This is a genomic window from Bordetella genomosp. 9, from assembly GCF_002261425.1.
Taxonomy (GTDB): Bacteria; Pseudomonadota; Gammaproteobacteria; order Burkholderiales; family Burkholderiaceae_B; genus Bordetella_C.
In genome coordinates, this window is the sequence record NZ_NEVJ01000003.1 from 2,692,380 (window position 1) to 2,716,905 (window position 24,526).

The following is a 24,526-nucleotide window of genomic DNA, read 5'->3' on the forward strand; positions in this document are numbered from 1 at the left end:
AAGAAGAGGCCATCATGAGACAACACGCCGCACGACGGTACGCTCCCACCTGCCTGGCCGTCGCGCTCGCCTGCTGCGCCGCCATCGCCACCGCGCAACCCGCGCCCACCACCACGGCGGCGCCGGACAGCGCCACCGCGCCCGCACCGGCCGGCGCCGCGCCTCAAGCGTCCCCCGCCGCGAAGCCGGCCGCCAAGCCGCATGGCCGCGACGAATTCTTCTGGCTGGGCGAAATCAACAAGGCCACCGCGGTCATCAACACCGACGAAGGCCTGCTCGACAAATCCATGGCGCCGCGCCTGGCCGCCGCCGTCGCCAAGGTCATCCAGGACGGCGATCAGCCCGGCGGCAAGCGTCCGTCCACGGTCATCACCTTCGAACCGCTGCTGATCAAGGCCGGCGGCCTTGACGTCACGCTGCTGCATGCGGGCCGTTCCAGCCAGGACATGCACGCGACGTATCGCGCGGCCATCCTGCGCGACAAGCTGCTGGAGCTCGCCGACCAGCTGAACGCCACGTCGACCACGCTGGTGAACCTGGCGGCCAAGCACGTCGACACCATCGTGCCCAACTACACCAACGGCGTGGCGGCCCAGCCCAACAGCTATGGACACTATCTGCTGGGCCACGCGGCGGGGCTGGACCGCGATGCCCAGCGCATCCGCGAGACCTATGCCCGCGTGGACCGTTCGCCCATGGGCACCACGGTGCTGAACGGCACCAGCTGGCCGCTGGACCGCAAGCGCATGGCCGACTATCTGGGCTTCAGCCAACTGGTCGACAACGCCTATGACGCGTCGCAGATTTCCTCGATGGACGAGCCCGTCGAAGTTTCCTCCATCGTCACCAGCATCGCATTGCACACGGGCAACTTCATCGAAGACATCATGACGCAGTACGCCGAATCGCGTCCCTGGATCCTGCTGCAGGAAGGCGGCGGCAATACCTACGTGTCCAGCGCGATGCCGCAGAAGCGCAATCCCGGCCTGCTGAACTCCACGCGCAGCGACGCATCCACCGCCATCACGCTGGCGATGGGACCCATCATCCAGACCCACAACATCACCCCGGGCATGCCCGATCCCAAGGACGTCGAACAGAATTCCGCCATGGTCGACAGCGCCATCAAGGCGCTGAAGAAATGGGATCGCGTGCTGAAGGCCCTGGTGATCAGCCCGGACCGCGCGCTGGAGGAATTGAACAGCGACTGGACGGCATCGCAGGAACTGGCCGATCTGCTGATGCGCAAGTACAAGCTGCCCTTCCGCGAAGGACATCATTTCGCGTCCGAAGTCGTGGAGTACGCTCGCCAGAACAACATCAAGCCGCTGGATTTCCAGTACGCGGACGCCAAGCGCATCTACGCCGAAGTCGTGAAGGGCAGCAAGTATCCGCAGGAATTGCCCATGACGGAAGCCGAGTTCCGTGCGTCGCTGGACCCCGTGGCCATCGTCAGGAACCGCGCGACGTCGGGCGGACCGCAGCCGGCGGAAATGGAACGCATGCTGAAGGAAGCCCGCGCGAAACTGTCCGCCCAGGCCGACTGGATCAAGCAGCGCCGCGCCCATATCGATGACTCGCTGGGACGGCTGGACAAGGACTTCAACCAGCTTGTCGCCAGCGCCGCGCCGGCCAAATAACCGCCCCGATCTTGAGCAAATCTTCCTATGCCGTGCCGCCCGCGCAAGCGCGGGCGATCTGGCTGCGCGCGCAGTGCCTGGATCGGCCGGCGCCCTTCGGCGCCGGGCCGCAAGCCACGCGCACGGCCGTCGAGCACCTGGGCTACGTGCAGATCGACACCATCAACGTGATCGAGCGCAGCCATCATCACATCCTGCACACCCGTATTCCCGCCTACGCGCGCACGGACCTGGAGCGCGCGCAGTCCGTGGACAAGACGGTGTTCGAATACTGGACCCACGCGCTATCCTATGTGCCGACGGCGGACTACCGCTACTTCATGCCGGCCATGGCGCGCTACCGCACGGCGGCGCCCGACGTCTTCACCACGGTGGCCGCCGAAGACTATGCGGCGCTGATCAAGCGCATCCGCAAGGAAGGCGCGCTATCGATCCGCGATATCGACGAAGAACTCGTGGAAAAGACCCATCCCTGGGGCAGCCGCAAGCCATCGAAGCGCGCGCTGCGCCTGGGTTTCCTGACGGGGGACCTGACGATCAGCCGGCGCGTCGGCATGCTCAAGACGTATGAACTGGCGCAACGCCATTTCGCGTGGCCGCGGCGTCCGCGCCCGGCCACGCCGGGGCAGTTCGCCGACTACCTGCTGGACCGCGCCATCCGCGCGCAGGGCATGGCCAGCCTGGACTCCATCTGCTACGGCAACCTCTCGATGAAGGCACTGGTCGGCGAACGCATCGCCGCGCGCGTGCGGCGCAAGGGACTGGTGCCGGTCCACATCGACGGGCACACGGTCCAGCATTGGGCAGCCCCCATGACGCTGGATGCGCCGCCGGCCGGCGATGGCCGGCCGCTGGTGCATCTGCTGTCGCCCTTCGATCCGCTGGTCATCCAGCGCAAGCGCCTGCAGCTCTTCTTCGGCTATACGCATCGCTTCGAAGCCTATGTGCCGCCGGCCAGGCGCGTGCTAGGGTATTTTGCATTGCCGGTCCTGGTGGGTGACGAGATCGTCGCCGCGATCGACCTGAAAACGGACAGGCAGGCGCGCAAGCTCATCGTCAAGCAATGGACCTGGCTGGCGAAGAAGCGTGCCGGCATGAAGCCGGCGATCGAAGACGCCCTGCATGCCTTCGAACGCTTCCAGCTGGGCGGCTGACGCGCCGCCGTCGGGCGTCAGTCTTTCAGCGCATCTTCCAGCAGCGTGTTGATGAGGTCATTGGTGCCCACGCCATCCGCCTGCGCGCGTGCGCGCAGCGCATCGATCAACGGCTGCTTGAGCTTGACCGGAAAGGATACCAGTCCGGCCGCCTGGTCCAGCTTGCGCTGCTCCCGCCGGTCGACGGCCGGCGCGGCGCCGCCATAGCGGCCGGGAGGCACGGCGGCGTTCAGCTTGCCCATCAGTTTCAAGGCTTTGTTCTTTTCGAGATCGGTTTTTTTCATGAGGATTCCTGCGTAGGCAGCGCGGCGGGCATACCGCGCTGGCGGCTATGCTTGTACCACGTTGCACACAAAGCGGCGCCGCGCGCATGCAGGCACAGGCCCTGTACGCCACGCGGATGTCCGGATATGCGATGCCGCAAGCTTAGCCTGGGCAGGCGCAATGCACGATGGAATTCTCGAGGGGGCGCGACCACACAGGACGCGTGGTCGGACCGGCTGGTCTGGCCACGCTTTTTTTTTGGCCTTTTACAGGCCATCTCGCCCCCTTGGCTCAATGGAGAAACGATGCCGAGCATCCAATCTTGTAACGCCCATTCCCCGTGCTACGCCCCGAAAGACATGTCCTCCGCCGGCGGCGGCAAGAACGCGGCCGTATCGGGCCGCCGCCAAGCCGCCGCCTCGGGCTCCTCGACGCAAACCGCCGCGTTCGACATGGCCGCCATGCTGGAAGCAGTCGTCCGGCAGCCGGAAAGCCTGCGGCAGGTCGTCGCACGCCTGGACGACGATCATTCCCCGCTGACCCGGCAGGAAATCGCGGCTGCCCGGCTCAGTCACAACGGCCCGCCCAGCCTGGGCCGCGGGCGAACGCAGTCCCCATCCGCCCGGAGCGCCGCGCCGTCCGCGTCCGGCGCCAAGCCGGGGGCCTGAGCGCCGCCCGGTCTCCCCCGCAAGTTTTCGGCCATGGATGCGTTTTCAGGAACGACGATTGCGCTTGCGCGACGGTGTCGCCGATCCATTTCGGCCACCCACGCCGTGGGCGTACCCCACGATCATTTCAGCGGCGGAACAGTGAAACTGAACAGTCTTTCATTCATGGATGGAGAGGCCATGCCGGACCGGTATGCCCTGCGCCGCAATGCCGGTCCCACCACGCTGGTGCCGGCGGAAAACCTCAACCCGCACCTCGCCTGGAACGACGTGCCGGACGGCACGGCGTCCTTCGTCCTGCTTTGCGCGGACCTGGACGCTCCCACCGACAAGTCGGGCATCAACAAGCCGGGCGTGACGTTCGACGACGACAGCGAACGCGCGCTGTTCTACCACTGGGTGGTGGCCGATCTGCCGGCGAGCGTGCGCGACGTCGACGAAGGCGCGTACACGCCGCTGCATGGCGAAGGCGCATCGACGTCGATACCCGCGTCGGCGGGCCAGGTCGGGCACAACGACTACGCCGGCATGCCGGGGATGGAAGACGCCGCCGGCCATTGCTATGGCGGCCCCGCGCCGCCGTGGAACGACAGGCGCCCGCACCGCTATCGCTTCACGGTGTATGCCCTGTCGGTGCCCAGCCTGGGCCTGCCGGACGGCTTCAAGGCGGCCGACGTGCTCCAGGCCATGAAGGACGCCGTGCTCGCGGAGTCCTCGTTGACGGCGGTCTACACGCTGAATACCTCGCTATCCGCGACGCAGGTCGGCTCGCCTTCGGTGAGCTGAGGCCTGCCGGGCCGGCCGGTCTTGTGGGCTTGGCTAGCGGGACCAGCAGGCGAACAGCGATGGGAAAAAGCGCGCCGGCGTGTCCGCGTGTTCATGGGCAGGATGATAAGCGGCCCATAGGCGCGCGCCTTCGCCCTCCCATGGCGGCAGGATCGGCGCGCCCGCGCGCCAGAACTGGATGGCCTGCCGGACCGCCGGGTCGTGCCGGTTCCGGTACACCCATCGCAGTTCGCAGCCCGTATAAGACTTGGCCTCCCTGTCGCGCGGATGGGCCTTGCTCACGACCTGGACCATGTCCAGTTGGTCCAGCACGAAGTGCACGGTCATGCCCGCTCCCGCCGCCCACGCCAGGCCCGCCTTGCACTTACGGGCCACGGCCTGCACCGTGGCCTGCTTCGCAGACAAGGCCTTGCGGTACTTGGGATGCCGTCCGATGCTGGCCAGGAAGTCCGCCTGATTGGCGGGCGCGGCTTTGTTGAAATACTGCTGCTCCCGACGTTCGGCGGCGATCGCGGCATACTGGTCGATGCGGCTGAAATTCGGTTCGCCGGTCTCCGCCACGAAGTCCTGCGCATCGCGGAACTGCGGATAGTCGTAGGCGTAACGGCTGCGTTGCCGCGCCAGGCCGTAGACCAGGTCGCCCCGTTCGTAGCGTTGCTTGAATGGCGGATGGAATGGCATGCGGAAATCTCCTTCTGCCAGGGACCATACGTCGCGGCGCGGCGCGCGGGAATGCGGAATTTCCGAGATGGCCGAACGGCGCGCGATCCCATCCGACGCGGGGACGGCGCGGCAAGGCAAGCGATCGACGCAATCGCTACGCCGCCGAAAAACTCATCAGCTTGTGGACCAGCCCGGCCGAGGTCTTGGCGGCGAACTTGGTCATGAGCCTGGCCCGGTACATTTCGACGGTGCGCGGGCTCAGATCGAGCTGGCGGGCGATGACCTTGCTGGTCTTGCCCTCGGCGATGAGCGCGGCGATTTCCCGTTCGCGCGCGGTCAGCCCGGACGCCACGGGGCGTTTCGCGCTCAGGTCCTCGAAGACCCAGATGACCGCGGCAAGAGGTTGCCGCGATATCAGGGAACGGCCGGCGGTGTGGCACCAGAACAGCTCGCCCTGCCGGCGCTTCATGATGCGTTCGTCGGAATAGGCGTCGGTCTCGCCCAACACGCCCAGCAGCCTGCGGCCGGTGCGGGTGAACTCCGCGGCGGACGGATAGAGCAGTTCGAAGGAAACGCCGTCCAGCGCGCCGGCGTCGTAGCCGAACATGCCTTCCAGCGCGGTGTTGGCGAACTGGATGACCCGGTCGCGCGACACGCACATGCCCACCGGCGCGCGCATCAGGACTTCCTTGTAGTCTATGTCGGACGGGCTCATCGTTCGATCTCCAGAACAGCAACAGGGCCCACGCGCGGGCCGGGCCATCACATCCGCGCCAACGTAGTTTTACGGTATTGCCGCTGCCCTTGCCCGCTCCTACAGTGGCCTGGAGCATGATCGCTCGGGTCTTTTCTTCCCAATGGAGACAGGCAATGGAAAACCAAAAGGCAGGCGGGGATTTTCCTACATTTTTTTCGCACGTGCGGCCGGCGGATACGGCGTTCCGCTCGGGCGGCCTGCGCGATTTCTTCGTATACCGGGACCTGGGCATTGCCGAGGCCACGGGCGGCAAGGTGATCGCGCAGCTGGTCAGGGCCAATGAAGCGCCCGAGGCCGGCACCGGATGGCATATCCACGGCGCCGACTTCCATATCGTCTACATGCTGAAGGGCTGGGCGCGCTTCATGTACGAAGACCAGGAAACCCTGGTCAGCGCCGGCGATTGCGTGCACCAGCGGCCCGGGATCCGGCATTTCCTGTTCGACTACTCGCCCGACATGGAGTACCTGGAAGTCGTCGGCCCGGCGGACTTCACCAGCGTCCCGGTCACCGGCCCGTGTGAAGTCCCGCGCCCCGGCGCCTGGTCATAGCGCGCGCGAAGCCGCCGCTTTCCTCGCCCCTATTGACACGCAATATGTCCAGTACTTAATATTATGTATATACATATATAGGGGCGAGACACTGCGATAGCCGCCGTGCCGCTCCAGGTGGACGGGGCGACATGAAAGACAAGGTGGTGGTGCTGACGGGCGCCGGCGGCGGTATCGGCCGCGGGATCGCGCACGCGCTGGCGCGGGCCGGCGCAAGCGTAGTGGTGAACGACGTCGGCGTATCGCTGTCCGGCCAGGGCGGCGACGCCGGCGTGGCGGAAAGCCTGGCCGCCGAACTCCGCGCGGCCGGCGGTGCCGCCGTCGCCTGCGGCGACAGCGTATCCGACTGGAACAGCGCGCAGCGCATCGTCGCCTGCGCCCTGGACACCTATGGCCGCATCGACGCGGTCATCAACAACGCCGGCAACCTGCGCGACCGCTTCTTCCACAACATGGAAGAAGACGAGTGGCGTTCGGTCATCGACGTCCACCTGCACGGCACGTTCTTCGTCAGCCGGGCCGCCGCGCCGCATTTCCGTGCGCAGAACGGCGGCGCCTATGTACACATGACGTCCACGTCCGGACTGATCGGCAACTTCGGCCAGGCCAACTATTCGGCCGCCAAGCTGGGCATCGTCGCGCTATCCAAATCGATCGCGCTGGACATGCGAAAGTACGGCGTGCGCTCCAACTGCATCGCGCCTTTCGCATGGAGCCGCATGACCGACTCCATCCCGGCCAATACGCCCGAAGAAGCCGCCCGCGTCGAAAAGCTCAAGAAGATGGAAGCGGACAAGATCGCGCCCATGGCGGTCTACCTGGCCAGCGACGCCGCCGCCGAGGTGACCGGACAGGTCTTCGGCGTGCGCGCCAACGAAATCCTGTTGTTCAGCCAGCCGCGCCCGATACGGTCGGTGCATATGAGCGACGGCTGGACCCCGCAGAGCATCGCCGACATCGCCATCCCCGCCATGCGTTCCAGCTTCTTCGCGCTGGAGCGCTCCCCCGACGTGGTGAGCTGGGACCCTATCTGATTCTTCAAGCCTAGGAATTCGCATGGCCATCGACACCAAGGCGCGCGACAGCAACGCGCCCACGGGCCCGCTCGGGCCCGAACAAACCTACTTCCGCTTCCTGCAAGAGGGCGACTGGCGTATCCAGCGCTGCCGCGGCTGCGGCAAGGCGGTGTTCTATCCCCGCATCGCCTGCCCCGGCTGCGATGGCCAGGACTTCGACTGGGTCGCGCCTTCCGGCAACGGCACGGTGTACTCCACCACGGTCATGCGCCGCCCCGCGCAGGCCGGCGGCGACCGCAACCTGTGCCTGGTGGACCTGGACGAAGGCGTGCGCATGATGAGCCGCATCGAAGACGTCGACCCGGCGGCGCCGCGCATCGGCGACCGCGTGCGCGCCCGGCTGCGGCGCGAAGGCGAGCAGAACCTGGTGGTATTCACGCTGTTGGAGCAGACACGATGAGCGCGAACGCATTGCGCGGCGCCGCCGCCGTGGTCGGCGTGGGCCAGGCCGGCATGGGCTCGGCCGCCGGCTACACCGAAATGGAAATCCTGGCGCAGGCAGCTGCCCGCGCGGTCGCCGACGCGGGCCTGCGCATGTCGGACATCGACGGCCTGTGCACCTGCAGCGCGTCGGCCACCATGTGGGCCATGCCGGTCGCCGAGTACCTGGGCATCCGCCCGGCGTTCATCGACAGTACCATGCTGGGCGGCAGCAGCTTCGTGGCCCATCTGCTGCCCGCCATCCAGGCGCTGGCTGCGGGCGTATGCAACGCCGTGCTGGTCTGCTACGGCAGCACGCAGCGCACCGGCAACGTCAACCGCGCCGCCGTCGGCAAGATGCGCCAGGTGCTGGATCCGCAGCCCTACGAAACACCCTATGAACCCATGCAGCCTATCAGCGCCTACGCGCTGGCCGCCGCGCGCCACATGTCCCAGTACGGCACCACGCGCGAACAGCTGGCGGAAGTGGCGGTGGCGGCGCGCGCCTGGGCGCGGCTGAATCCCGAGGCGTATTCGCGCGATCCGCTGTCCATCCAGGACGTGCTGGATGCCCGCATGGTCTGCGATCCCCTGACGGTGCGCGATTGCTGCCTGCTGACCGACGGCGCCGGCGCTTTCGTGCTGGTGCGCGCCGACCGCGCCCGCGACCTGCCGCAACCGCCGGCCTACGTACTGGGCAATGCCACGGCCGTCTGGCACCGGCAGATCTCCAGCATGGAAGACCTGACCGTCACGGCAGCGGCGGAATCTGGATCGCGCGCGCTGCGCATGGCCGGCATGTCGCCCGGCGACGTCGACCTCGCCTGCCTGTACGACGCCTTCACCATCAACACCATCCTGTTCCTGGAAGACCTGGGCTTCTGCCCCAAGGGCGAAGGCGGGCGCTTCGTCGCCGACGGCGCCATCGCGCCGGGCGGACGGCTGCCGGTCAACACCAACGGCGGCGGGCTGTCGTTCGGCCATCCGGGCATGTATGGCGTGTTCCTGGTGATCGAGGCGGTGCGGCAGCTGCGCGGCCAGGCGGGCGAGCGCCAGCAGCGCTGCGACGTGGCGCTGGTGCACGGCAACGGCGCCACGCTGTCGAGCCAGTCCACCGCCATCCTGGGCAGCGCGGCGGCGCTGTGAAGCCTTCCTGCACGAGACCGACATGATCAACAAGATATTCCCCACCTTGCCCGACGCGGTGTCGTGCATAGTCGACGGCGCGTCCGTCATGGTGACCGGCTTCGGCGATTCGGGGCTGCCGCGCGAACTGCTGCACGCGCTGATCGACCACGGCGCCCGGGACCTGACCATCATCAGCAATAACGCCGGCACCGGCACCACCGGCCTGGCCGCGCTGCTGGCCGCCGGACGCGTGCGCAAGATGATCTGCACCTACCCGAAGTCGTCGGGCGCCGACGTGTTCACCGCCCTGTACCGGGAAAAGAAGATCGAACTGGAGCTGGTGCCGCAGGGCACGCTGCTGGAGCGCATGCGCGCGGCGGGCGCCGGCCTGGGCCCCTTCTTTACGCCGACGGGCTACGGCACGCCGATCGCCGAAGGCAAGCCGCAGTGCATCTACCAGGGCAAGGGCTATGTGCAGGAAGAGCCGCTGCGCGCCGACTTCGCGCTGGTCAAGGCCTATCACGCCGATCGCTGGGGCAACCTGACCTACCGCCTGGCCGGACGCGGCTTCGGCCCCGTCATGTGCATGGCCGCCGAAACCGCGATCGTGCAGGTGGACGACATCCTGCCGCTGGGCCTGATCCATCCCGAAACCATCGTCACGCCGGGCATCTTCGTCGGGCGTGTCGTGCGCAAGGACAGCAAATGACCCATACCGTGAACAAGCTCAGCCGCGACCGCGTCGCGCAGCAGGTCGCCGCCGATATCCCGCCGGGCAGCTACGTGAACATCGGCCTGGGCATGCCGACGCTGGTGGCCAAATACCTGGATCCCGCCAAGGAAATCATCCTGCACAGCGAAAACGGCATCCTCGGCATCGAGGACGTGACGCAAGGCGATCCTGGCGACGAAGACCTGATCAACGCCAGCAAGGCGCGCCTGCAATTGATTCCCGGCGCATCGATCTGCGACCAGTCGCTGTCCTTCGCCATGATGCGCGGCGGCCACCTGGACGCCACCATCCTGGGCGCGTTCCAGGTGAACCCCGAAGGCGACATCGCCAGCTGGGCCACCGATGACGCCGACGCCGTCCCCGGCATCGGCGGCGCGATGGACCTGGTGGCCGGCGCACGGAAAGTCATCGTGGTCATGGAGCACACCACGCGCGATGGCCGCCCCAAGCTGCTGCGTTCCTGCAGCTTCCCGCTGACGGGCAAGGGCGTGGTGGACGTGGTCTACACCGACATGGCGGTCATCGACGTCGACCCGGCGCGCGGCTTCGTGGTGCGCGCGATGGCCGCGGGCCTGACGCGCGAATCGCTGCAGGCGGCCACGGAAGCGCCGCTGGGCTACGCGGACGATCTGTTCTTCATTTGACCCAATTCAGCAGCCGCAGCACCAATTACCCGAGCACGAATACCAAAACGATCAACGATACCAATCGGAGACAAGCACGATGAAACACCTGACGAAGCACCTGTTCAAGCATGCGCTCGGCGCCGCCGCGCTGGCACTGGCCACGGCGGCGCACGCCGGACCCTTCCCCGACCACGCGGTGGAGATGATCGTTCCCTATCCGCCCGGCGGCACCGCCGACGCGGTGGCGCGCCCGCTGGCGGCCGTGCTGCAGGAAAAGCTGGGCGTGCCCATCGTCGTGTCGTACAAGGCGGGCGCGGGCAGCGTCATCGGCACGCAGTACGTCGCGCGCGCCAAGCCGGACGGCTACACCCTGGTCATGGTGCTGGCCGCCCACGCGATCAATCCCAGCCTGTATCCCAACCTGCCCTACGACTCCGTCAAGGATTTCAGCTCCATCGGGATGGTGGCCAAGCTGCCGCTGGTGCTCTACACCAACCCCAAGTTCGAGGCCAAGACGGTGCCTGAACTGATCCAGTACGCCAAGGAACATCCGGGACGCCTGTCGGTGGCGTCCGCCGGCAACGGCAACACCAGCCACCTGGCGACCGAGCTGTTCGCCACCACGGCCGGCGTGAAACTGCTGCACGTCCCGTACAAGGGCGGCGGTCCGTCGGTAACGGCCGCGATGGGCGGGGAAGTGAACGCCGTGTTCGCCGGGCCGGACTCGCTGCACCTGGCCAAGGCCGGCAGGCTGCATACGGTGGCCGTCACCAGCACGGAACGGCTGGCCTTGATGCCGGACGTGCCGACCGTGCAGGAAGCCGGCCTGAAAGGCTTCGAGGTACAGGGCTGGTACGGCGTGCTCGCGCCCGCCGGCACGCCGGCCGACGTGGTCGCCAAGCTGAACAAGGCCCTGACCGATTCCGTCAAGGATCCCAAGTTCTCCAAGACGGTCGAGGAACTGGGCTACATCCCGTCGGCATCCACGCCGGACGGCTTCATGGATTACATCAAGCAGGAGACGGCGCGCTGGGCCAAGGTGGTCAAGGACGCCGACATCAAGCTGCAATGACGACGCGGCCCGGCTCCGCCCGTAGCGGCCGCGCCGGGCCATACACGACAACCCCCGCATCACATCCACCATGCCTATATCCGTAATCGAATCCGCCGTATTCAAAGACATGTTCGGCACCGCCGCGATGCGCGCGGTGTTCGACGACGCCGCCACGCTGCGCCGCTACGTCGAAACGGAAGTCGCGCTGGCCCGCGTGCAGGCGCGCCTGGGCATCATCCCGCAGGCCGCCGCGGACGCCATCACCGCGCGCGCCGATGCCGCGCGGCTGGACGTGGACGTTCTGAAGCACGAAACCGAGATCGTCGGCTATCCCATCCTGCCGCTGGTGCACCAGCTGGCGCGCATGTGCGGACCCGAAGGCGAATACCTGCACTGGGGCGCCACCACGCAGGACATCATGGATACCGCCACCGTCCTGCAGGTGCGCGAGGCGCTCGACCTGATCGACGCCGATCTCGCCGAACTGGACGGCATACTCGACGCCCTGGCGCTGCGCTACCGCGACACGCCGATGGCCGGCCGCACCCACCTGCAGCACGCACTGCCGGTGACCTTCGGCTACAAGGCCGCCGTGTGGCTGCTCATGATACGGCGCCATCGCGAACGGCTGGCGCAGTTGCGTCCGCGCGCGCTGGTCGGCCAGTTCGGCGGCGCGGCCGGCACGCTGGCGTCGCTGGGCGAACAGGGCATCGCGGTCCAGGAAGCCCTGATGCAGGAACTCGGCCTGCAGGCGGCGCCGGTGACCTGGCACGTGGCGCGCGATGGCCTGGCGGAAACCGTCCAGTTCCTGGGCCTGGTGACGGGGTCGCTGGGCAAGATCGCCCTGGACGTCATGCTGATGATGACCAACGAGCTCGCCGAGGCCTTCGAGCCCTTCGTCAAGAGCCGTGGCGCATCCAGCACGATGCCGCAGAAGCGCAATCCGATTTCCTGCGAGCTCATGCTGAGCGCCTCCAAGGTGGTGCGCCAACATGCCGGCCTGGCGCTCGACGCCATGGTGCAGGATTTCGAACGCGCCACCGGTCCCTGGCATATCGAATGGTCGGCCATCCCGGAATCGTTCGTCGTGACCGCCGGCGCGCTGCGCCAGGCCAGGTTCATGCTGGGCGGGCTGGAAGTCGACACGCAGCGCATGCGGCGCAACCTGGACCTGACCGGCGGCTTGATCGTTTCCGAAGCGGTGATGATGGGCCTGGCGCCTTACCTCGGCCGCCAGACCGCGCATGACGTGGTCTATGACGCCTGCCGCATCGCCCTGGCGGAGCAATGCCTGCTGGCCGACGTGCTGGCGCGGGAGAACCGGGTGACCGAACACCTCGATCGCGCGGCGATCGATCGCCTCTGCGATCCGGCGAATTACCTGGGGGCCGCGCCGCAGATGGTGGATCGGATGCGGCGCTTCGGCGCGGCATAGCCGTGGCTGGCGTGCGCCCGCGCGGCGCACGCGCTCCCGCGATGGCCGGCTGAAGTGTTGCGTCGGTACAAATCGCAGAAGACTCAGTAACCAGATACGCGGATTCGCGACATAATCGTTCCCCGAGCGGCGCTGCGCCTGACAGCGCCCATGACGGCGATACATCGACGAACTTCGCGTGACATGAACCCGCACAAGATCCTGACCGCAGTCGGTGTCGCCGGCATGGCCTACATGGCGGTCGCCATGTCATACGGGCCTTCCACGGGGCCTGCCGCCCCAGCGGTGATCGCGCAGGCGGCCGTCGTCTCGCCCGGCGATGCCGCCGACTCAACCATGGCCGAGCAGCACGGGCCGATGCCGAAATGGGTGCGCGACATGATCGTGGTGGCGATCCGGGGCACCGGCCTCTAGGCGCCACGCCCGCTGCCCAAACAGCTCGGATATAGGTACGATGGACGGCCAGGGACGCCCCGGCCTGCCGCGCCGCCGCGTCCGCTTTCCAGGCGCCGCCCGAGGTCGCGGGAGGCCGCAGGAGATCGCATGAGGCTGCTACGCGACGACATCCAGGAACTGCTGTCCGCCGCCCCGCCGGCGGATGCGGCCCGTCGCGTGTCCGCCGGCAGGCCGCGCGGGCCGCGCAGTTGGCGGCTCAAGCGCAATTGCGCCCTGCGCCCCGCGCAATACCTGGCGGCAATCGGCGTGCTTATGGGCATGTCCGCGCTGGTGGCGGTGGGTTGCTGGATCCGCGGCCTCTGGCTGGTACCCGTCTTCTGCGGCGCGGAATTGCTGGGCATCACGGTCGCGGCGCTGGCCTACGCCCATCACGCCATCGACGGCGAAATCGTGCGCGTGGATAAGGATGGGCAGGTCCACGTCGACGTGGACCGCGGACGGCGGCACGACCGCTACGTGTTTCCGTCCAGCCAGACCCGCCTGGTCAAGCCGGCGGATGCGCCGGGCACGCTGTGGCTGCATCATGGCGCCACCCGCATCGAACTGGCCCGCTACGTGTCCACCGACACGCGCGAGGCCTTCGAAGGCCAGTTGCGCCAGGCGCTGCGGGAAACCTGGTCGTAGACGTTCAGAGCGAACGATCGGCCCGGGTGCCCAGCCATGCCGCGCAGCCGGCGAGCGCACCCTGCCCACCGACGTACATCGCGCCGTGGCGATAGAAACGCCACGGATCCAGGCCGGCGTGGCCGCGCAACACCCAGACGGCGCCGGACGGATCGGCCCAGGCCACGCGCGCCTGCGTGCCTTCCACCGCCGCCAGCAGGCCGGCGCCCGTCGCACCGGGACGCAGCACGACCGTCAGGGTGTCGCCCGCGCCGCGCAGCGGCATCAGGTTGACGCCGCCCGCGAGCAGGCATGCGCCCACCAGGCTCGCGACCACGCCCATGCCGGCGCCCGGGGTATCCCCGGGGCGCCGGCGCATCCACCATCCCACGGCCAGCGGAACCAGGCCGAACACCGCGAGCCATGCCAGGTCCCATGCCAGCGGATACGCGCTATCCATGCGGATGCGGTGGATCCGGGTGACCCAATGCGAGAGCACGGCATCGACGACGTGCCACATGCCGAATCCCAGCCAGAAATTGGCCAGCAGGCGCCGGCCCGCGCGCGGCAGCGCAAGATCGGCACGCGAGCGATACAGCAGATAGAACCCCGCCAGCGCGATCAGGTACATCACGGCATGGAACAGTCCATCGGCCATGATCTGCACGCGCAGGTCGGCGAAGCGGGCGGATTGCAGTCCGGACAGCAGATGATGCCACTGCAGGATCTGATGCAGCAGTATGCCGTCGAAGAACCCGCTCATCGCGAAGCCCAGGGCGTACCCCGCCCACATGTAGATCGAAGAGTATCGGGTCACCGCGGGGGACGTCGTGCGTATCTGGTCCATGCTCTGCCCATGCCGATATACGTTTGCGCGCCGCCAGCATCTTCCGGTCCCGCGATCCGCGCGGGCGGAGACGGGCCATCGGTGCACGAATCGGACAGGAATAGCTCTTGCTCGCCCGCTCCCATCGGCCGACTCCCGGCCGCCCTGAACGAGAGGCCGCCATGAACGCCACCGACCTGCCCTACGACGCCGCCCATTCCGCCGAGCAAGGCCAGCCCTTGTATCGGCGCCTGATTCCCCGCGCGACGAACATGATCCGCCTGGATCACACCCACGTCCTCACCACCTTCCACCGTTATCACGAAGACCTGCCGGCCTCGCGCAAGGCCGGCCTGGTGGGCGTGATCTGTACGGCGCTGGAAATCCACGCCACGCTGGAAGAGGAAATCTTCTATCCCGCCGTGCAGGCCGTCACGAGCAACGACGTGCTCAGCAAGAGCGTACCGGAGCATATGGAAATGCGCCGGCTGATCGCCGACCTGCGCGCCATGACGCCATCCGATCCGCGCTACGACGATACCCTGATGGCCTTGATGCGCGACGTGATCCACCATGTCGCCGACGAGGAAACCGTCGTGCTGCCGGAAGCCGAGCGGCTGTTTTCCGAGACGCGCCTGCAGGAACTGGGCGCGCGGATGACCAAGCGCCGGCTGCAACTGGCCGCCCCGCGCACGCCGCAGATCGCCCGCGACATGGCGCGCGGCATGCCGATGACCACCTTCACCGTGGGCGCCCTGGCCATGCTGGCGGTCGGCTGTATCATGCGCGCCGTTCGCTGAGCGGCGCGCCAGCATCCCGGGCGCCGAATGGCGCCCGGCGCAGGATCGACGAAGCAAGCAAGATCGGGCTTACCTTTTTCCACTGGCGGGGAAGCGTTTGCGCTAGATCAAGATCCCGTCACCCGCGGACACCGCCCAGTTCTTCCCTGGCCCATAATCGGATCGCCGTACCCGTCGGGACGGCGCGACCGCCACGGCGGCCGCTCACGCCCGCTACGCAGCCCGGACGGATCGGGCATCCATGGAAAGACTGATCCTTCCTCTGCCAGGGAACGAAGCATTCGCGACGCGGCTGGCCGCGCTGTGCCGCGCCGAACTCGGCGCGGTGGAAACACGGCGTTTTCCTGACGGCGAAAGCTATGTTCGCCTGCACGGCGACCCGCGCGGACGCGCCGTGGACATTGTCTGCACGCTGGCGCGGCCGGACCCGGGCTTCCTGAGCCTGGTCTTCGCCGCCGATGCGGCCCGCGAACTCGGCGCGGTCGAGGTGAATCTCGTCGCGCCGTATCTCGCCTACATGCGGCAGGACAAGCGTTTCCAGCCGGGTGAAAGCGTCAGCTCGCTGTCTTTCGCGCGGCTGGTGTCTTCCACCTTCGACCGCCTGCTGACCGTCGATCCGCATCTGCATCGCCACCCCGCCCTGTCGGCGCTGTACACCATTCCCACCTCGACACTGCACGCCGCGCCACGCCTGGCCGACTGGATCGCCGCCAACGTACCGACCCCGCTGATCATCGGTCCCGATGAAGAAAGCGAGCAATGGGCTGGCTCCATCGCCGCGCGTATCGGCGCGCCGCACGCCGTCCTGCGCAAGGTCCGCCACGGCGATCGCGAGGTCGACGTGGAAGCGCCCGATCTCTCGCGCTGGCGCGACCATACGCCCGTGCTGGTCGACGACATCGCCTCGTCCGGCCGGACGCTGGTGGCCGCGGCGGCGAAGCTTTCAGGCATGAAGCCGCCGCAATGCGTCGTCGTGCACGCGCTATTCGCCGAAGACGCATGGGCACAGGTATCGCGCTGCTTCGAACGCGTCGTGTCGACCGACACCGTCCCCCATCCCAGCAATCGCATCGAAATCGGTCCGCTACTGGCCGACGCACTCTTGCGCGACCTGCGCGATTGACCCATGTTTGCCAGTTCTTCCATTCCGACGATCTGAACAGGAAACCATGCTCTCATTGACCTGCCTGGGCGGCGCCGGCACCGTCACCGGCTCCAAGCATCTGCTAAGCCACGACGATACCCACCTGCTGATCGACTGCGGCCTGTTCCAAGGCCTGAAGAACCTGCGCGAACTCAACTGGCAGTCCTTGCCGATCTCGCCTGCCGAGATCGACGCGGTCGTGCTGACCCATGCGCATCTCGATCACTGCGGCTACCTGCCGCGGCTGATGCTCGACGGTTTCAAGGGCAGGATCCATGCCACCCCGGCGACCCGCGACGTCGCCGAACTGATCCTGCTGGACAGCGCCAACCTGCAGGAGAAGGATGCCGACTTCGCCAACCGCAAGGGGTTCTCCAAGCATCAACCGGCCCTGCCGCTCTACCGGGTCGTCGACGCGCAACGCACCATGGCCCGCTTCTCGGACGTCGCGCCGCATCAAGCCTTCGCCTTGCCTGGGGGCGCGCAACTTACCTTCCGCCGCGCGGGCCACATACTGGGCGCCGCGACCGCGCAGATCGATATCGCCGGCATACATGTCGCCTTCTCCGGCGACCTGGGCCGCTATGGCGACCCGGTCATGCATGATCCCGAACCCGTGCCGCGGGCCGACTACATCGTGATCGAATCCACCTACGGCAACCGGCGCCACGATACCGCCGATCCACTGGCAGCCTTGGGCAAGATCATCGACCGGACGGTACAGCGGGGCGGCACCGTGGTCATCCCCGCGTTCGCGGTGGGCCGCGCGCAAACCCTGATTTATCTGTTGTGGAAACTGCGCCAGGCCGGCGAACTGGCCAACGTGCCGGTCTATCTGGACAGCCCCATGGCCACCAGCGCCACCGAGCTGCTGGACCGCCATGCCGACGAACACAGACTGTCGCCGCGCGACTACGAGGCCGCCAGCTCGGCCGTCACGTATGTGCGCGACGTCGAGGAATCCAAGGCCTTGTCCGCCAACCGCTATCCCAAGGTGATCATTTCGGCCAGCGGCATGGCCACCGGCGGCCGGGTCCTGCATCACATTGCCGCCTTCGGTTCGGACCACCGCAATACCCTGCTGTTCTCGGGCTTCCAGGCGGCGGGCACGCGCGGCCGCAAACTGCTCGAAGGCGCCACGGAAACCAAGATCTTCGGGGACTGGCTGCCGATCAATGCCGAAGTCGCCGAACTTCCCATGCTGTCCGCGCACGCCGACAGCGACGAACTCATGCGGTGGCTGCGCGGCTTCCAGGAAGCGCCGCGACAGGTGTTCATCGTCCATGGCGAGCCGGAAGCCTCGGACGCGCTGCGCGTGCGTATCCAACGGGAACTCAACTGGCACGCCACCGTGCCGCTGCAGGGGCAGAGGTACGAACTGTGAGCAGTATCCCGGCACTGCCGACACCCGCCCTGCGCGCCACCCGCATGCATCTGCATGCGCAGCACCAACCCATCGCCGTCATGCGCGCCGACTGCCACGTCTGCCGCGCGGAAGGCCTGTCGTCCCGTTCCCAGGTGCTGATCACATCGGACGGCCGCGCGGTGCAGGCGATGCTGTATCAGATCGATAGCGACCTGCTGGCGCTCGACGAGGTCGCGCTGTCCGAGGACGCCTGGGACGCGCTCGGCATCCGCGACGGCGACGGCGTACGGGTCAGCCATGCGCCCGTGGTCGAATCCCTGGCGGGCGTCCGCCAACGCATCTACGGCCGCCGCTTGAGCGCGGCGGATCTTTCCGCCATCGTGCGGGACGTCGCGCACGGCCGCTATACGGACGTACAGCTGGCCGCCTTTCTGACGGCAACGGCCACGCTGCCCATGAGCATCGACGAAACGATCTTCCTGACACGCGCCATGGTGGACGTCGGCGACCGCATGCAGTGGCGCGCCCCGATTGTCGTGGACAAGCATTGCGTGGGCGGCCTCCCGGGCAACCGCACTACGCCGTTGGTGGTGGCCATCGCCGCCGCCAATGGTTTGGTCATGCCCAAGACGTCCTCGCGGGCGATCACGTCGCCCGCCGGCACGGCGGACACCATGGAAACGCTGGCGCCCGTCGAGCTCAGCCTCGCGCAGCTGCAGAAGGTCGTGGAAACCGAAGGGGGATGCATCGCCTGGGGCGGCGCGGTGCGCCTGAGCCCCGCCGACGACGTCTTCGTGCGCGTGGAGCGCGAACTCGACATCGATACGGAGGGGCAGTTGATCGCCTCGGTGCTGTCGAAGAAAATCGCCGCGGGCGCGACGCACGTGGTAATCGATATCCCGATAGGACCGACCGCCAAGATCCGCAGCCGCGAAGCCGCCGAACGCCTGGCCGCCCACCTCGGCCAGACCGCGGCCCACTTCGGCCTGACGCTGCACTGCCTGTACACCGACGGCAGCCAACCCGTCGGCCGCGGCATCGGTCCGGCACTGGAAGCGCGCGACGTGCTGGCCGTGCTGCGCAACGACGCGGACCAGCCGCGCGACCTTCGCGAACGCGCGGCGATGGTCGCCGGCGCCGTACTGGAAATGGGCGGCGCCGCGCAGCCTGGGCTAGGCGTCGCGCTGGCCTCGCAGACGCTGGACAGCGGCCGGGCCTGGGAGAAATTCCAGCGCATCTGCGCGGCCCAGGGCGGGCTGCGCGAACCGCCGCGCGCCGCGCACGTACAGCCCCTGCTTGCCCTGCAGGCGGGGCGCGTCACCCACATCGACAACCGCAAACTGTCACGGCTGGCCAAGCTCGCGGGCGCGCCGGAGCGCGCTGCCGCGGGCGTCTCCCTGCAAGTGCGGCTGGGCGACGAGGTCGCGCGCGGGCAGCCGCTGCTTTTCCTGCATGCCGAGTCGCCCGGCGAACTGGCCTATGCGCTGGAGTACGCGCGCCACGCGGGCGATATCCTGTCTATCGAAGCCTGAGCGCGCGCGTTGAAGCGTGGCGTCCGGATCCCGACGCGGACTATCAGGCCGCCAGACCCAGGGGCCGCAGCCGCGCCGGATCCGTCAGCGGCAGGACAATCCACGACGGATGCTCCGGCGACAGATGCAGCGTATTCACCGCCACCCGCGTCACCCGCCCATCGGCGGCGGTCTCGCCGGTATTGGGGTTGACGTCGTACTTCGGGAAATTGCTGCTGGCGATATCCAGCCGGATACGGTGCCCCTGCCTGAACAGATTGCAGGTGGCGAACGGCTCGATGGTGATCGCATACACCTTGCCCGGAAGCAGCGGCGTCGCCTTTTCCCAGGTTGCGTGAAAGCGGCAGCGGAAGATCCCGTCGGTGATGTTCAACGCATACCCTTCCGGGTAATCCGCGCTGGGCGGGTATACGTCGACCAGCTTGGCGGTGAAATCCGTGTCCGGCGCATCGGATGAAATCGCCAGCCGCACGACGATGGGGCCGATGACCGCGCAATCGCGTTCCAGCGGCGCCGTCTGGAATACCACCATGTCGTCGCGCGCGGCCAGGGGCATGCCGGGCTGCGCGCAACCGAAGAATCGCGCGTCCTCGCGCTGGTCGAATCCTCCACCCGAAAATACCGGTTCGCCGGAGGTCAGCGAGCCGCCGATGGTCGGCACCGGCCGCCGCGGATCGGCGGCATAGGAAACCCGCGCGCCGGGCGCGGTGGGCGCTTCCGTCGACAGCCCGCCATCCGCGTGCAGATAGAAGGTCGTGTCGGCGACTTCAGGCACCGGCCAGCCCGTGGCGGCGATCCAGCGGCCGCCGTGGTCGAAGCGGCCGGAATCCAGGCGCTGCCCGCTGCCGCCGCCCATCAGGAACAGGCGTGCGACGGGATCGGCGGCGGTGGCCGTCGCATTTGCCGTTGAAGTCGCCGTTGAAGTCGCCGTTGAAGTCGCCGCCGCAGTCGCCGCCAGCCTGGTCGGCGCCGTGGACGCGGTGTCGGCCTGCCCCGGCGCCGACTTCAGCCAGCGATCGAACCACGCCAGACGGAACGCCAGCCAGTGCTCGGCGATGTGGCCATCCAGCGTCGCGGCCTCGCCGAAGTCGGCATCGCCGGAATAAGGCGTGTTGCGATCGCCGTGCAGCCAGGGCCCCATGATCAGCCGCACCGGCGCGTGGCGGCCCCGCGTCAGCCCCTCGTAGTTCTCCATGGTGGTACGCACATACGCGTCGTACCAGCTGGACATCAGCACGATGGGGATGTCGGGAACGGCGTCGTAGTAACCCTGGGCGTAAATGCCCACGCGCCGCCACGACTCGTCGAAGGTATCGGCGCGCCATTGCTCGAACAGGTAATCCTCGTACTCGGGCACGAACTTGATCGGCGAGTGGCCCGGCCGCCATGGCATGCGCGTGAACCATGTGCGGATATCCTGGCGGTCCAGCGCCGCCGCGATCAGCGGATCGCGCTGCGCGGCCGGGCTGAGCCTGGCCTGCTTGAACGCCCAGGTGGCTTGCTTCAGCTCGAACGCCCCCGACTGGCGGATGCCGCATTGATAGCCATTCGAAAAGCCGCCCGAATCCATCACCATGCAGGCCAGGCCGGGCGGGTTCAGGCAGGCAGCGGCCATCTGCGTATGGGCGGCATACGACAGTCCCATCGTGCCGATCCTGCCGTCGCACCAGGGCTGGCGCACGATCCAGCCGAAGGTGTCGTAGCCATCCTCGCCATCCGACAGGTATTTGACGAAATGGCCTTCCGAACCGTAGCGGCCACGGCAGTCCTGGAACACCACGGCGTAGCCCTGCGCGGCGAAATAACGCGCGACTTCGACGCGGGGCACGCCCTGGCGTCCGTCGATGCGTTCGGACCGCGAGACTTCCGCCTTGCCGTAAGGCGTGCGCTCCAGGATGACGGGCAGCGGCGCATCCACGCCGACCCGGTAGCCTGGCGGCAGATGGATATCGGTCGCCAGCCGCACGCCGTCGCGCATCGCCACCATCACGTCGCGCAGGATCTCGGGGGCCCCGGTGTGCGTGGTCATTGTTTGGCCTCCTCGATATATTGCGCCGACGTGCGTTCCAGCTTGTTGGCATGGAAAGCGATGCCCTTGCGCGCGGCCCATTGCACCACCGGAAAATACAAGGGCACGATGGCCACGTCGTTGAAGGCGGTTTCGGCGGCCTGCCGCAACAGCGCATTGCGCTGCGCGGGATCGAACTGCGACGATGCCTGATCCAGCAGGCGGTCGAAGGCGGGATTGGAATAGCGAGAGCGGTTGAAGGCGCCCGTGCCCTTGGCCGCGTCGTAGGTCGCCAGCACATTGGTCAGGCCATTCGCGGAATCGCTCGTGCTGTTGCCGTAGGAGAAGATGAAGGCGCTGTAGCTCTGCTTGGCGGCGGCGCCCGCGTAGACGTTATAGGGCTGGGTGACCACGCCGTTGATGCGCAGTCCGCCACGCGCCAGCATCTGTCCCACGGCCTGGCCGATTTCGCTGTCGCCGAAGAACCGGTCGTTCGACGTATGGATCGTCAAACCGAACCCCTGCGGATAGCCCGCCGCGGCCAGCAGCGCCTTGGCGGCCGCCGGGTCGTACCTCGGCGCGGGCAACTTGGGGCTGTAGCCGCCCAGTCCCTCCGGCACCATCTGCCCGGCCGGCACGCCCGCCCCGCTCAGCAGGCGCGCCGTGATCGGCTCGCGCATGATCAAGGCGGAAATCGCCTGGCGCACGCGCACGTCCTTCAGCGGATTGGCGTCCATGGGCTTGCCGGCGCTGTCGGTGACGAAGGGGCTGCGGTCCCGCGCGGAATCCAGGGCCAGATAGATCAGGCGAGCCGACGGAGAAGAAAAAACCTTGATCGCGGGGTTGGCGCCCAACTTGGCCGCATCGTTCGGCGGCACGCTGTCGATCAGGTCGACGGTCCCGGCCAGCAGGGCGGCCACCCGGCTGGCGCCGTTGTTGATATAACGGATCGTCAGATGCTCGAAGTCCGGCTTCCTGCCCCAGTAATGGTCGTTGCGCTCCAGCTCCAGGCGATCGCCCGGCTGCCATGAGCGGAACTTGTACGGGCCGGTGCCGACGGCGGCCGGCCCCTTGTTGAAGTCGTCGCTACTGCGGCCTTGGGCCACATGCCTGGCCAGGATGTACACCAGCCCGATCTGCTCCATGAAATCCGGCACCGGGCCCTTGGTGTGGAAGCGGATCGTGGAGTCGTCGACGATCTCCATGCGCGCGATGCTGCGCACCGCGCCCGTGAACGGCGCGGGGCTATTGGGAATATCGCCGGCACGCTGCATGGAGAAGACCACGTCTTCCGGCGTAAGCGGCGTGCCATCATGGAACGTCACGCCCTGCCGCAGCTTGACCTCCCAGACATCCGGCGCCGTGGCCTTCCAGGACACGGCCAGGCCCGGCTGCAGCTGCATGTTCTCGTCGGTGGAGACCAGGCGTTCATAGACGTTCTCGGCCGCCTGCTGGTTGTTGCCCGTGCGGGAAAACAGCGGGTCCATGGACGACGGCTCGGCCGCCTCCGCGATGGTCAACGGGCGGGCCGATGCCGGCGCCATGACGACCAGCAGGCCCGCGGCGCAGCATCCCAAGGCCAGGACGATTTCGGCGCCGCGCCTGGCGCCGGGGTGCGTCGGGCGATGATGCGGTTCGACGCGGACACCTGGCCGCGGCAGCGGACTCGATATGGGCATTTGGCGATCTCTCCCTGTGCGACGTCACGGCGTCGAGCGCCCGTCCCGCGGCACGCGCCGACGGTTTGCGCATCTTGCGTTCATCCCGAGGCAGCGGCAACGCTATGCTTACAAGGCATGCGGCTATGCGGTTTCCGGGAAATTAAGTATTTACCCTGACCCGGCCACACCGGACATTACGCCTTCCCACGCCATGACGATGAACTACAAGCAGCTGGAAGCCTTCCGCGCCTTCATGGCCGCGGGCTCGACCATCGAGGCCGCCGATCGGCTGGGCCTGTCGCAATCCGCGGTGAGCCGTCTCCTCAGCCAGTTCGAGGCCGATCTCGGCATCGCGCTGTTCGTGCGCCGCAAGGGCCGCCTGCATCCGACCACCGAAGCCGAGTCCCTGCTGCCGGACGTCGAGCAGATGCTAGCCGGCGCTGCGGGATTCCAGCGCCATGTGAACCAACTGCGGCTGGGCGGTACGCGCCGCACGCTGCTCCGCGTCCAACTGCCGACGACGGTCGCTCACCTGATCATGCCGCAGGTGGCGCGCCGCTTCATGGCGAACCATCCGGATGCCGTACTGGAGGTCTTTTCCGGCGCCTACGAGCATGGCGAGATTTCCGTGCTGGGACGCGAGGCGGATATGTCGCTCCTGCGCATGCCCACGCAGCACAGCGGCCTGAACACGGTGCCGCTGATCTCGAGCCAGGCGGTATGCATACTGCCGCGCGGGCATCATCTGCTGGCCCTGCCCGAGATTACCGCCGCGGACCTGGATGACGTGGATGTGGTCCTGCTGGGACGCCAGCGCCCCCTGCGCGACGACATCGACCACGTCTTCCGGCAGGCGCGCGCGCGCCCACGCGTGCGTGCCGAGGTGCATTCCGTCGAGATGGCCTGCAAGTTCGTGGCGCAGGGACTGGGCGTCTCCATCGTCAACGGCCTGCTCGCCAGCCTGGATCACAACCCCGACATCGAGCGCCGGCCCTTTCGCCCCGTCATGGAATACCGGCTCGGCATCGCCACTTTACAAGGCCAGGAGCCGCATCCCCTGGTACGGGCATTGACCGCGCACATCGTCGACGCACTCAGGGAAGCGGCGGCGCCGGACGTGTATCAGCTACTGGAAGCAGGCACGCCAGCACGGATAACATAGCTCCGAAGCGATG

The 24,526-nt window shown here is 67.5% G+C and carries 25 protein-coding genes; 19 read left to right on the forward strand and 6 right to left on the reverse strand.

The annotated features are described in order from the left end of the window. Nucleotides 1-14: 14 nt before the first annotated feature. Entirely contained in the window at nt 15-1,640 is a 1,626-nt protein-coding gene (locus CAL26_RS23195) for an argininosuccinate lyase (protein WP_094849040.1), read from the forward strand. An 11-nt stretch (nt 1,641-1,651) separates the two neighbouring features. After that, complete coding sequence (locus CAL26_RS23200) at nt 1,652-2,794, forward strand: winged helix-turn-helix domain-containing protein (RefSeq protein WP_094849041.1); 1,143 nt, start codon at nt 1,652-1,654, stop codon at nt 2,792-2,794. Nucleotides 2,795-2,811: 17 nt separating this feature from the next. Here CAL26_RS23200 and CAL26_RS23205 read toward each other — a convergent pair whose 3' ends face one another. Beyond that, nucleotides 2,812-3,078, reverse strand: coding sequence for a hypothetical protein (locus tag CAL26_RS23205; RefSeq protein ID WP_094849042.1), 267 nt, complete (start codon nt 3,076-3,078; stop codon nt 2,812-2,814). Nucleotides 3,079-3,417: 339 nt separating this feature from the next. Between CAL26_RS23205 and CAL26_RS23210 the strand changes: the two genes are divergently transcribed. Next, a complete protein-coding gene (locus tag CAL26_RS23210) occupies nt 3,418-3,726 on the forward strand; it encodes a hypothetical protein (protein ID WP_094849043.1) in 309 nt (102 codons plus the stop codon). A gap of 180 nt (nt 3,727-3,906) precedes the next feature. Next, entirely contained in the window at nt 3,907-4,512 is a 606-nt protein-coding gene (locus tag CAL26_RS23215; RefSeq protein WP_179283465.1) for a YbhB/YbcL family Raf kinase inhibitor-like protein, read from the forward strand. Between the two features lie 33 nt (nt 4,513-4,545). On the opposite strand, the gene CAL26_RS23220 is transcribed toward CAL26_RS23215, so the two are convergent. Both CAL26_RS23220 and CAL26_RS23225 read right to left on the reverse strand, forming a co-directional pair. Continuing rightward, complete coding sequence (locus tag CAL26_RS23220; RefSeq protein ID WP_143277486.1) at nt 4,546-5,193, reverse strand: hypothetical protein; 648 nt, start codon at nt 5,191-5,193, stop codon at nt 4,546-4,548. A gap of 136 nt (nt 5,194-5,329) precedes the next feature. After that, nucleotides 5,330-5,890, reverse strand: a complete 561-nt coding sequence (locus CAL26_RS23225) for a PAS and helix-turn-helix domain-containing protein (protein ID WP_094849046.1) — start codon at nt 5,888-5,890, stop codon at nt 5,330-5,332. 155 nt (nt 5,891-6,045) lie between these two features. On the opposite strand from CAL26_RS23225, the gene CAL26_RS23230 reads away from it, so the two are divergent. The 10 genes from CAL26_RS23230 to CAL26_RS23275 all read left to right on the forward strand — a co-directional run bounded on the left by CAL26_RS23230 (nt 6,046) and on the right by CAL26_RS23275 (nt 14,035). Continuing rightward, the gene (locus CAL26_RS23230) at nt 6,046-6,483 is read left to right on the forward strand and encodes a cupin domain-containing protein (RefSeq protein ID WP_094849047.1); all 438 of its coding nucleotides are present in this window, start codon (nt 6,046-6,048) and stop codon (nt 6,481-6,483) included. Nucleotides 6,484-6,614: 131 nt separating this feature from the next. Then, a complete protein-coding gene (locus tag CAL26_RS23235) occupies nt 6,615-7,517 on the forward strand; it encodes an SDR family NAD(P)-dependent oxidoreductase (protein WP_094849048.1) in 903 nt (300 codons plus the stop codon). A 22-nt stretch (nt 7,518-7,539) separates the two neighbouring features. Beyond that, nucleotides 7,540-7,959 (forward strand): Zn-ribbon domain-containing OB-fold protein, encoded by a 420-nt coding sequence (locus CAL26_RS23240; protein WP_094849049.1) that lies wholly within the window; start codon nt 7,540-7,542, stop codon nt 7,957-7,959. After that, a complete protein-coding gene (locus CAL26_RS23245; RefSeq protein WP_094849050.1) occupies nt 7,956-9,125 on the forward strand; it encodes an acetyl-CoA acetyltransferase in 1,170 nt (389 codons plus the stop codon). The genes CAL26_RS23240 and CAL26_RS23245 overlap by 4 nt, the downstream gene beginning before the upstream one ends. Before the next feature lie 22 nt (nt 9,126-9,147). After that, on the forward strand, nt 9,148-9,816 hold the full coding sequence (locus tag CAL26_RS23250) for a 3-oxoacid CoA-transferase subunit A (RefSeq protein WP_094849051.1): 669 nt from the start codon (nt 9,148-9,150) through the stop codon (nt 9,814-9,816). Next, the gene (locus tag CAL26_RS23255) at nt 9,813-10,484 is read left to right on the forward strand and encodes a 3-oxoacid CoA-transferase subunit B (RefSeq protein WP_094849052.1); all 672 of its coding nucleotides are present in this window, start codon (nt 9,813-9,815) and stop codon (nt 10,482-10,484) included. The genes CAL26_RS23250 and CAL26_RS23255 overlap by 4 nt, the downstream gene beginning before the upstream one ends. Nucleotides 10,485-10,563: 79 nt before the next feature. Further along, a complete protein-coding gene (locus CAL26_RS23260; RefSeq protein ID WP_094849053.1) occupies nt 10,564-11,538 on the forward strand; it encodes a tripartite tricarboxylate transporter substrate binding protein in 975 nt (324 codons plus the stop codon). A 70-nt stretch (nt 11,539-11,608) separates the two neighbouring features. Next, a complete protein-coding gene (locus tag CAL26_RS23265; protein WP_094849054.1) occupies nt 11,609-12,955 on the forward strand; it encodes a class-II fumarase/aspartase family protein in 1,347 nt (448 codons plus the stop codon). Between the two features lie 183 nt (nt 12,956-13,138). Then, entirely contained in the window at nt 13,139-13,369 is a 231-nt protein-coding gene (locus CAL26_RS23270) for a hypothetical protein (protein ID WP_094849055.1), read from the forward strand. A 129-nt stretch (nt 13,370-13,498) separates the two neighbouring features. Beyond that, nucleotides 13,499-14,035: a DUF2244 domain-containing protein gene (locus tag CAL26_RS23275; protein ID WP_094849056.1), complete on the forward strand. Its 537-nt coding sequence runs from the start codon at nt 13,499-13,501 to the stop codon at nt 14,033-14,035. A gap of 4 nt (nt 14,036-14,039) precedes the next feature. Here CAL26_RS23275 and CAL26_RS23280 read toward each other — a convergent pair whose 3' ends face one another. Next, entirely contained in the window at nt 14,040-14,861 is an 822-nt protein-coding gene (locus CAL26_RS23280) for a DUF2243 domain-containing protein (RefSeq protein WP_094849057.1), read from the reverse strand. A 251-nt stretch (nt 14,862-15,112) separates the two neighbouring features. On the opposite strand from CAL26_RS23280, the gene CAL26_RS23285 reads away from it, so the two are divergent. From CAL26_RS23285 to CAL26_RS23300, 4 genes are all read left to right on the forward strand, one after another. Continuing rightward, a complete protein-coding gene (locus CAL26_RS23285) occupies nt 15,113-15,640 on the forward strand; it encodes a hemerythrin domain-containing protein (RefSeq protein WP_256988678.1) in 528 nt (175 codons plus the stop codon). Nucleotides 15,641-15,881: 241 nt separating this feature from the next. Further along, nucleotides 15,882-16,763, forward strand: coding sequence for a ribose-phosphate pyrophosphokinase (locus tag CAL26_RS23290; RefSeq protein ID WP_094849059.1), 882 nt, complete (start codon nt 15,882-15,884; stop codon nt 16,761-16,763). 46 nt (nt 16,764-16,809) lie between these two features. Then, nucleotides 16,810-18,168: an MBL fold metallo-hydrolase RNA specificity domain-containing protein gene (locus CAL26_RS23295; RefSeq protein ID WP_094849060.1), complete on the forward strand. Its 1,359-nt coding sequence runs from the start codon at nt 16,810-16,812 to the stop codon at nt 18,166-18,168. Next, nucleotides 18,165-19,682, forward strand: coding sequence for a thymidine phosphorylase family protein (locus CAL26_RS23300; RefSeq protein ID WP_256988573.1), 1,518 nt, complete (start codon nt 18,165-18,167; stop codon nt 19,680-19,682). The genes CAL26_RS23295 and CAL26_RS23300 overlap by 4 nt, the downstream gene beginning before the upstream one ends. A gap of 43 nt (nt 19,683-19,725) precedes the next feature. Here CAL26_RS23300 and CAL26_RS23305 read toward each other — a convergent pair whose 3' ends face one another. Both CAL26_RS23305 and CAL26_RS23310 read right to left on the reverse strand, forming a co-directional pair. Next, nucleotides 19,726-21,711 carry a CocE/NonD family hydrolase gene (locus CAL26_RS23305; protein ID WP_094849062.1) on the reverse strand — a complete coding sequence of 662 codons (1,986 nt, stop codon included), beginning with the start codon at nt 21,709-21,711 and terminating at the stop codon, nt 19,726-19,728. Continuing rightward, on the reverse strand, nt 21,708-23,369 hold the full coding sequence (locus CAL26_RS23310) for an ABC transporter substrate-binding protein (protein WP_256988574.1): 1,662 nt from the start codon (nt 23,367-23,369) through the stop codon (nt 21,708-21,710). The genes CAL26_RS23305 and CAL26_RS23310 overlap by 4 nt, the downstream gene beginning before the upstream one ends. Nucleotides 23,370-23,568: 199 nt before the next feature. Here CAL26_RS23310 and CAL26_RS23315 point away from each other — a divergent pair, with 199 nt between their 5' ends. Continuing rightward, nucleotides 23,569-24,513: a LysR family transcriptional regulator gene (locus CAL26_RS23315; protein WP_094850047.1), complete on the forward strand. Its 945-nt coding sequence runs from the start codon at nt 23,569-23,571 to the stop codon at nt 24,511-24,513. The last annotated feature ends 13 nt before the right edge of the window (nt 24,514-24,526 follow it).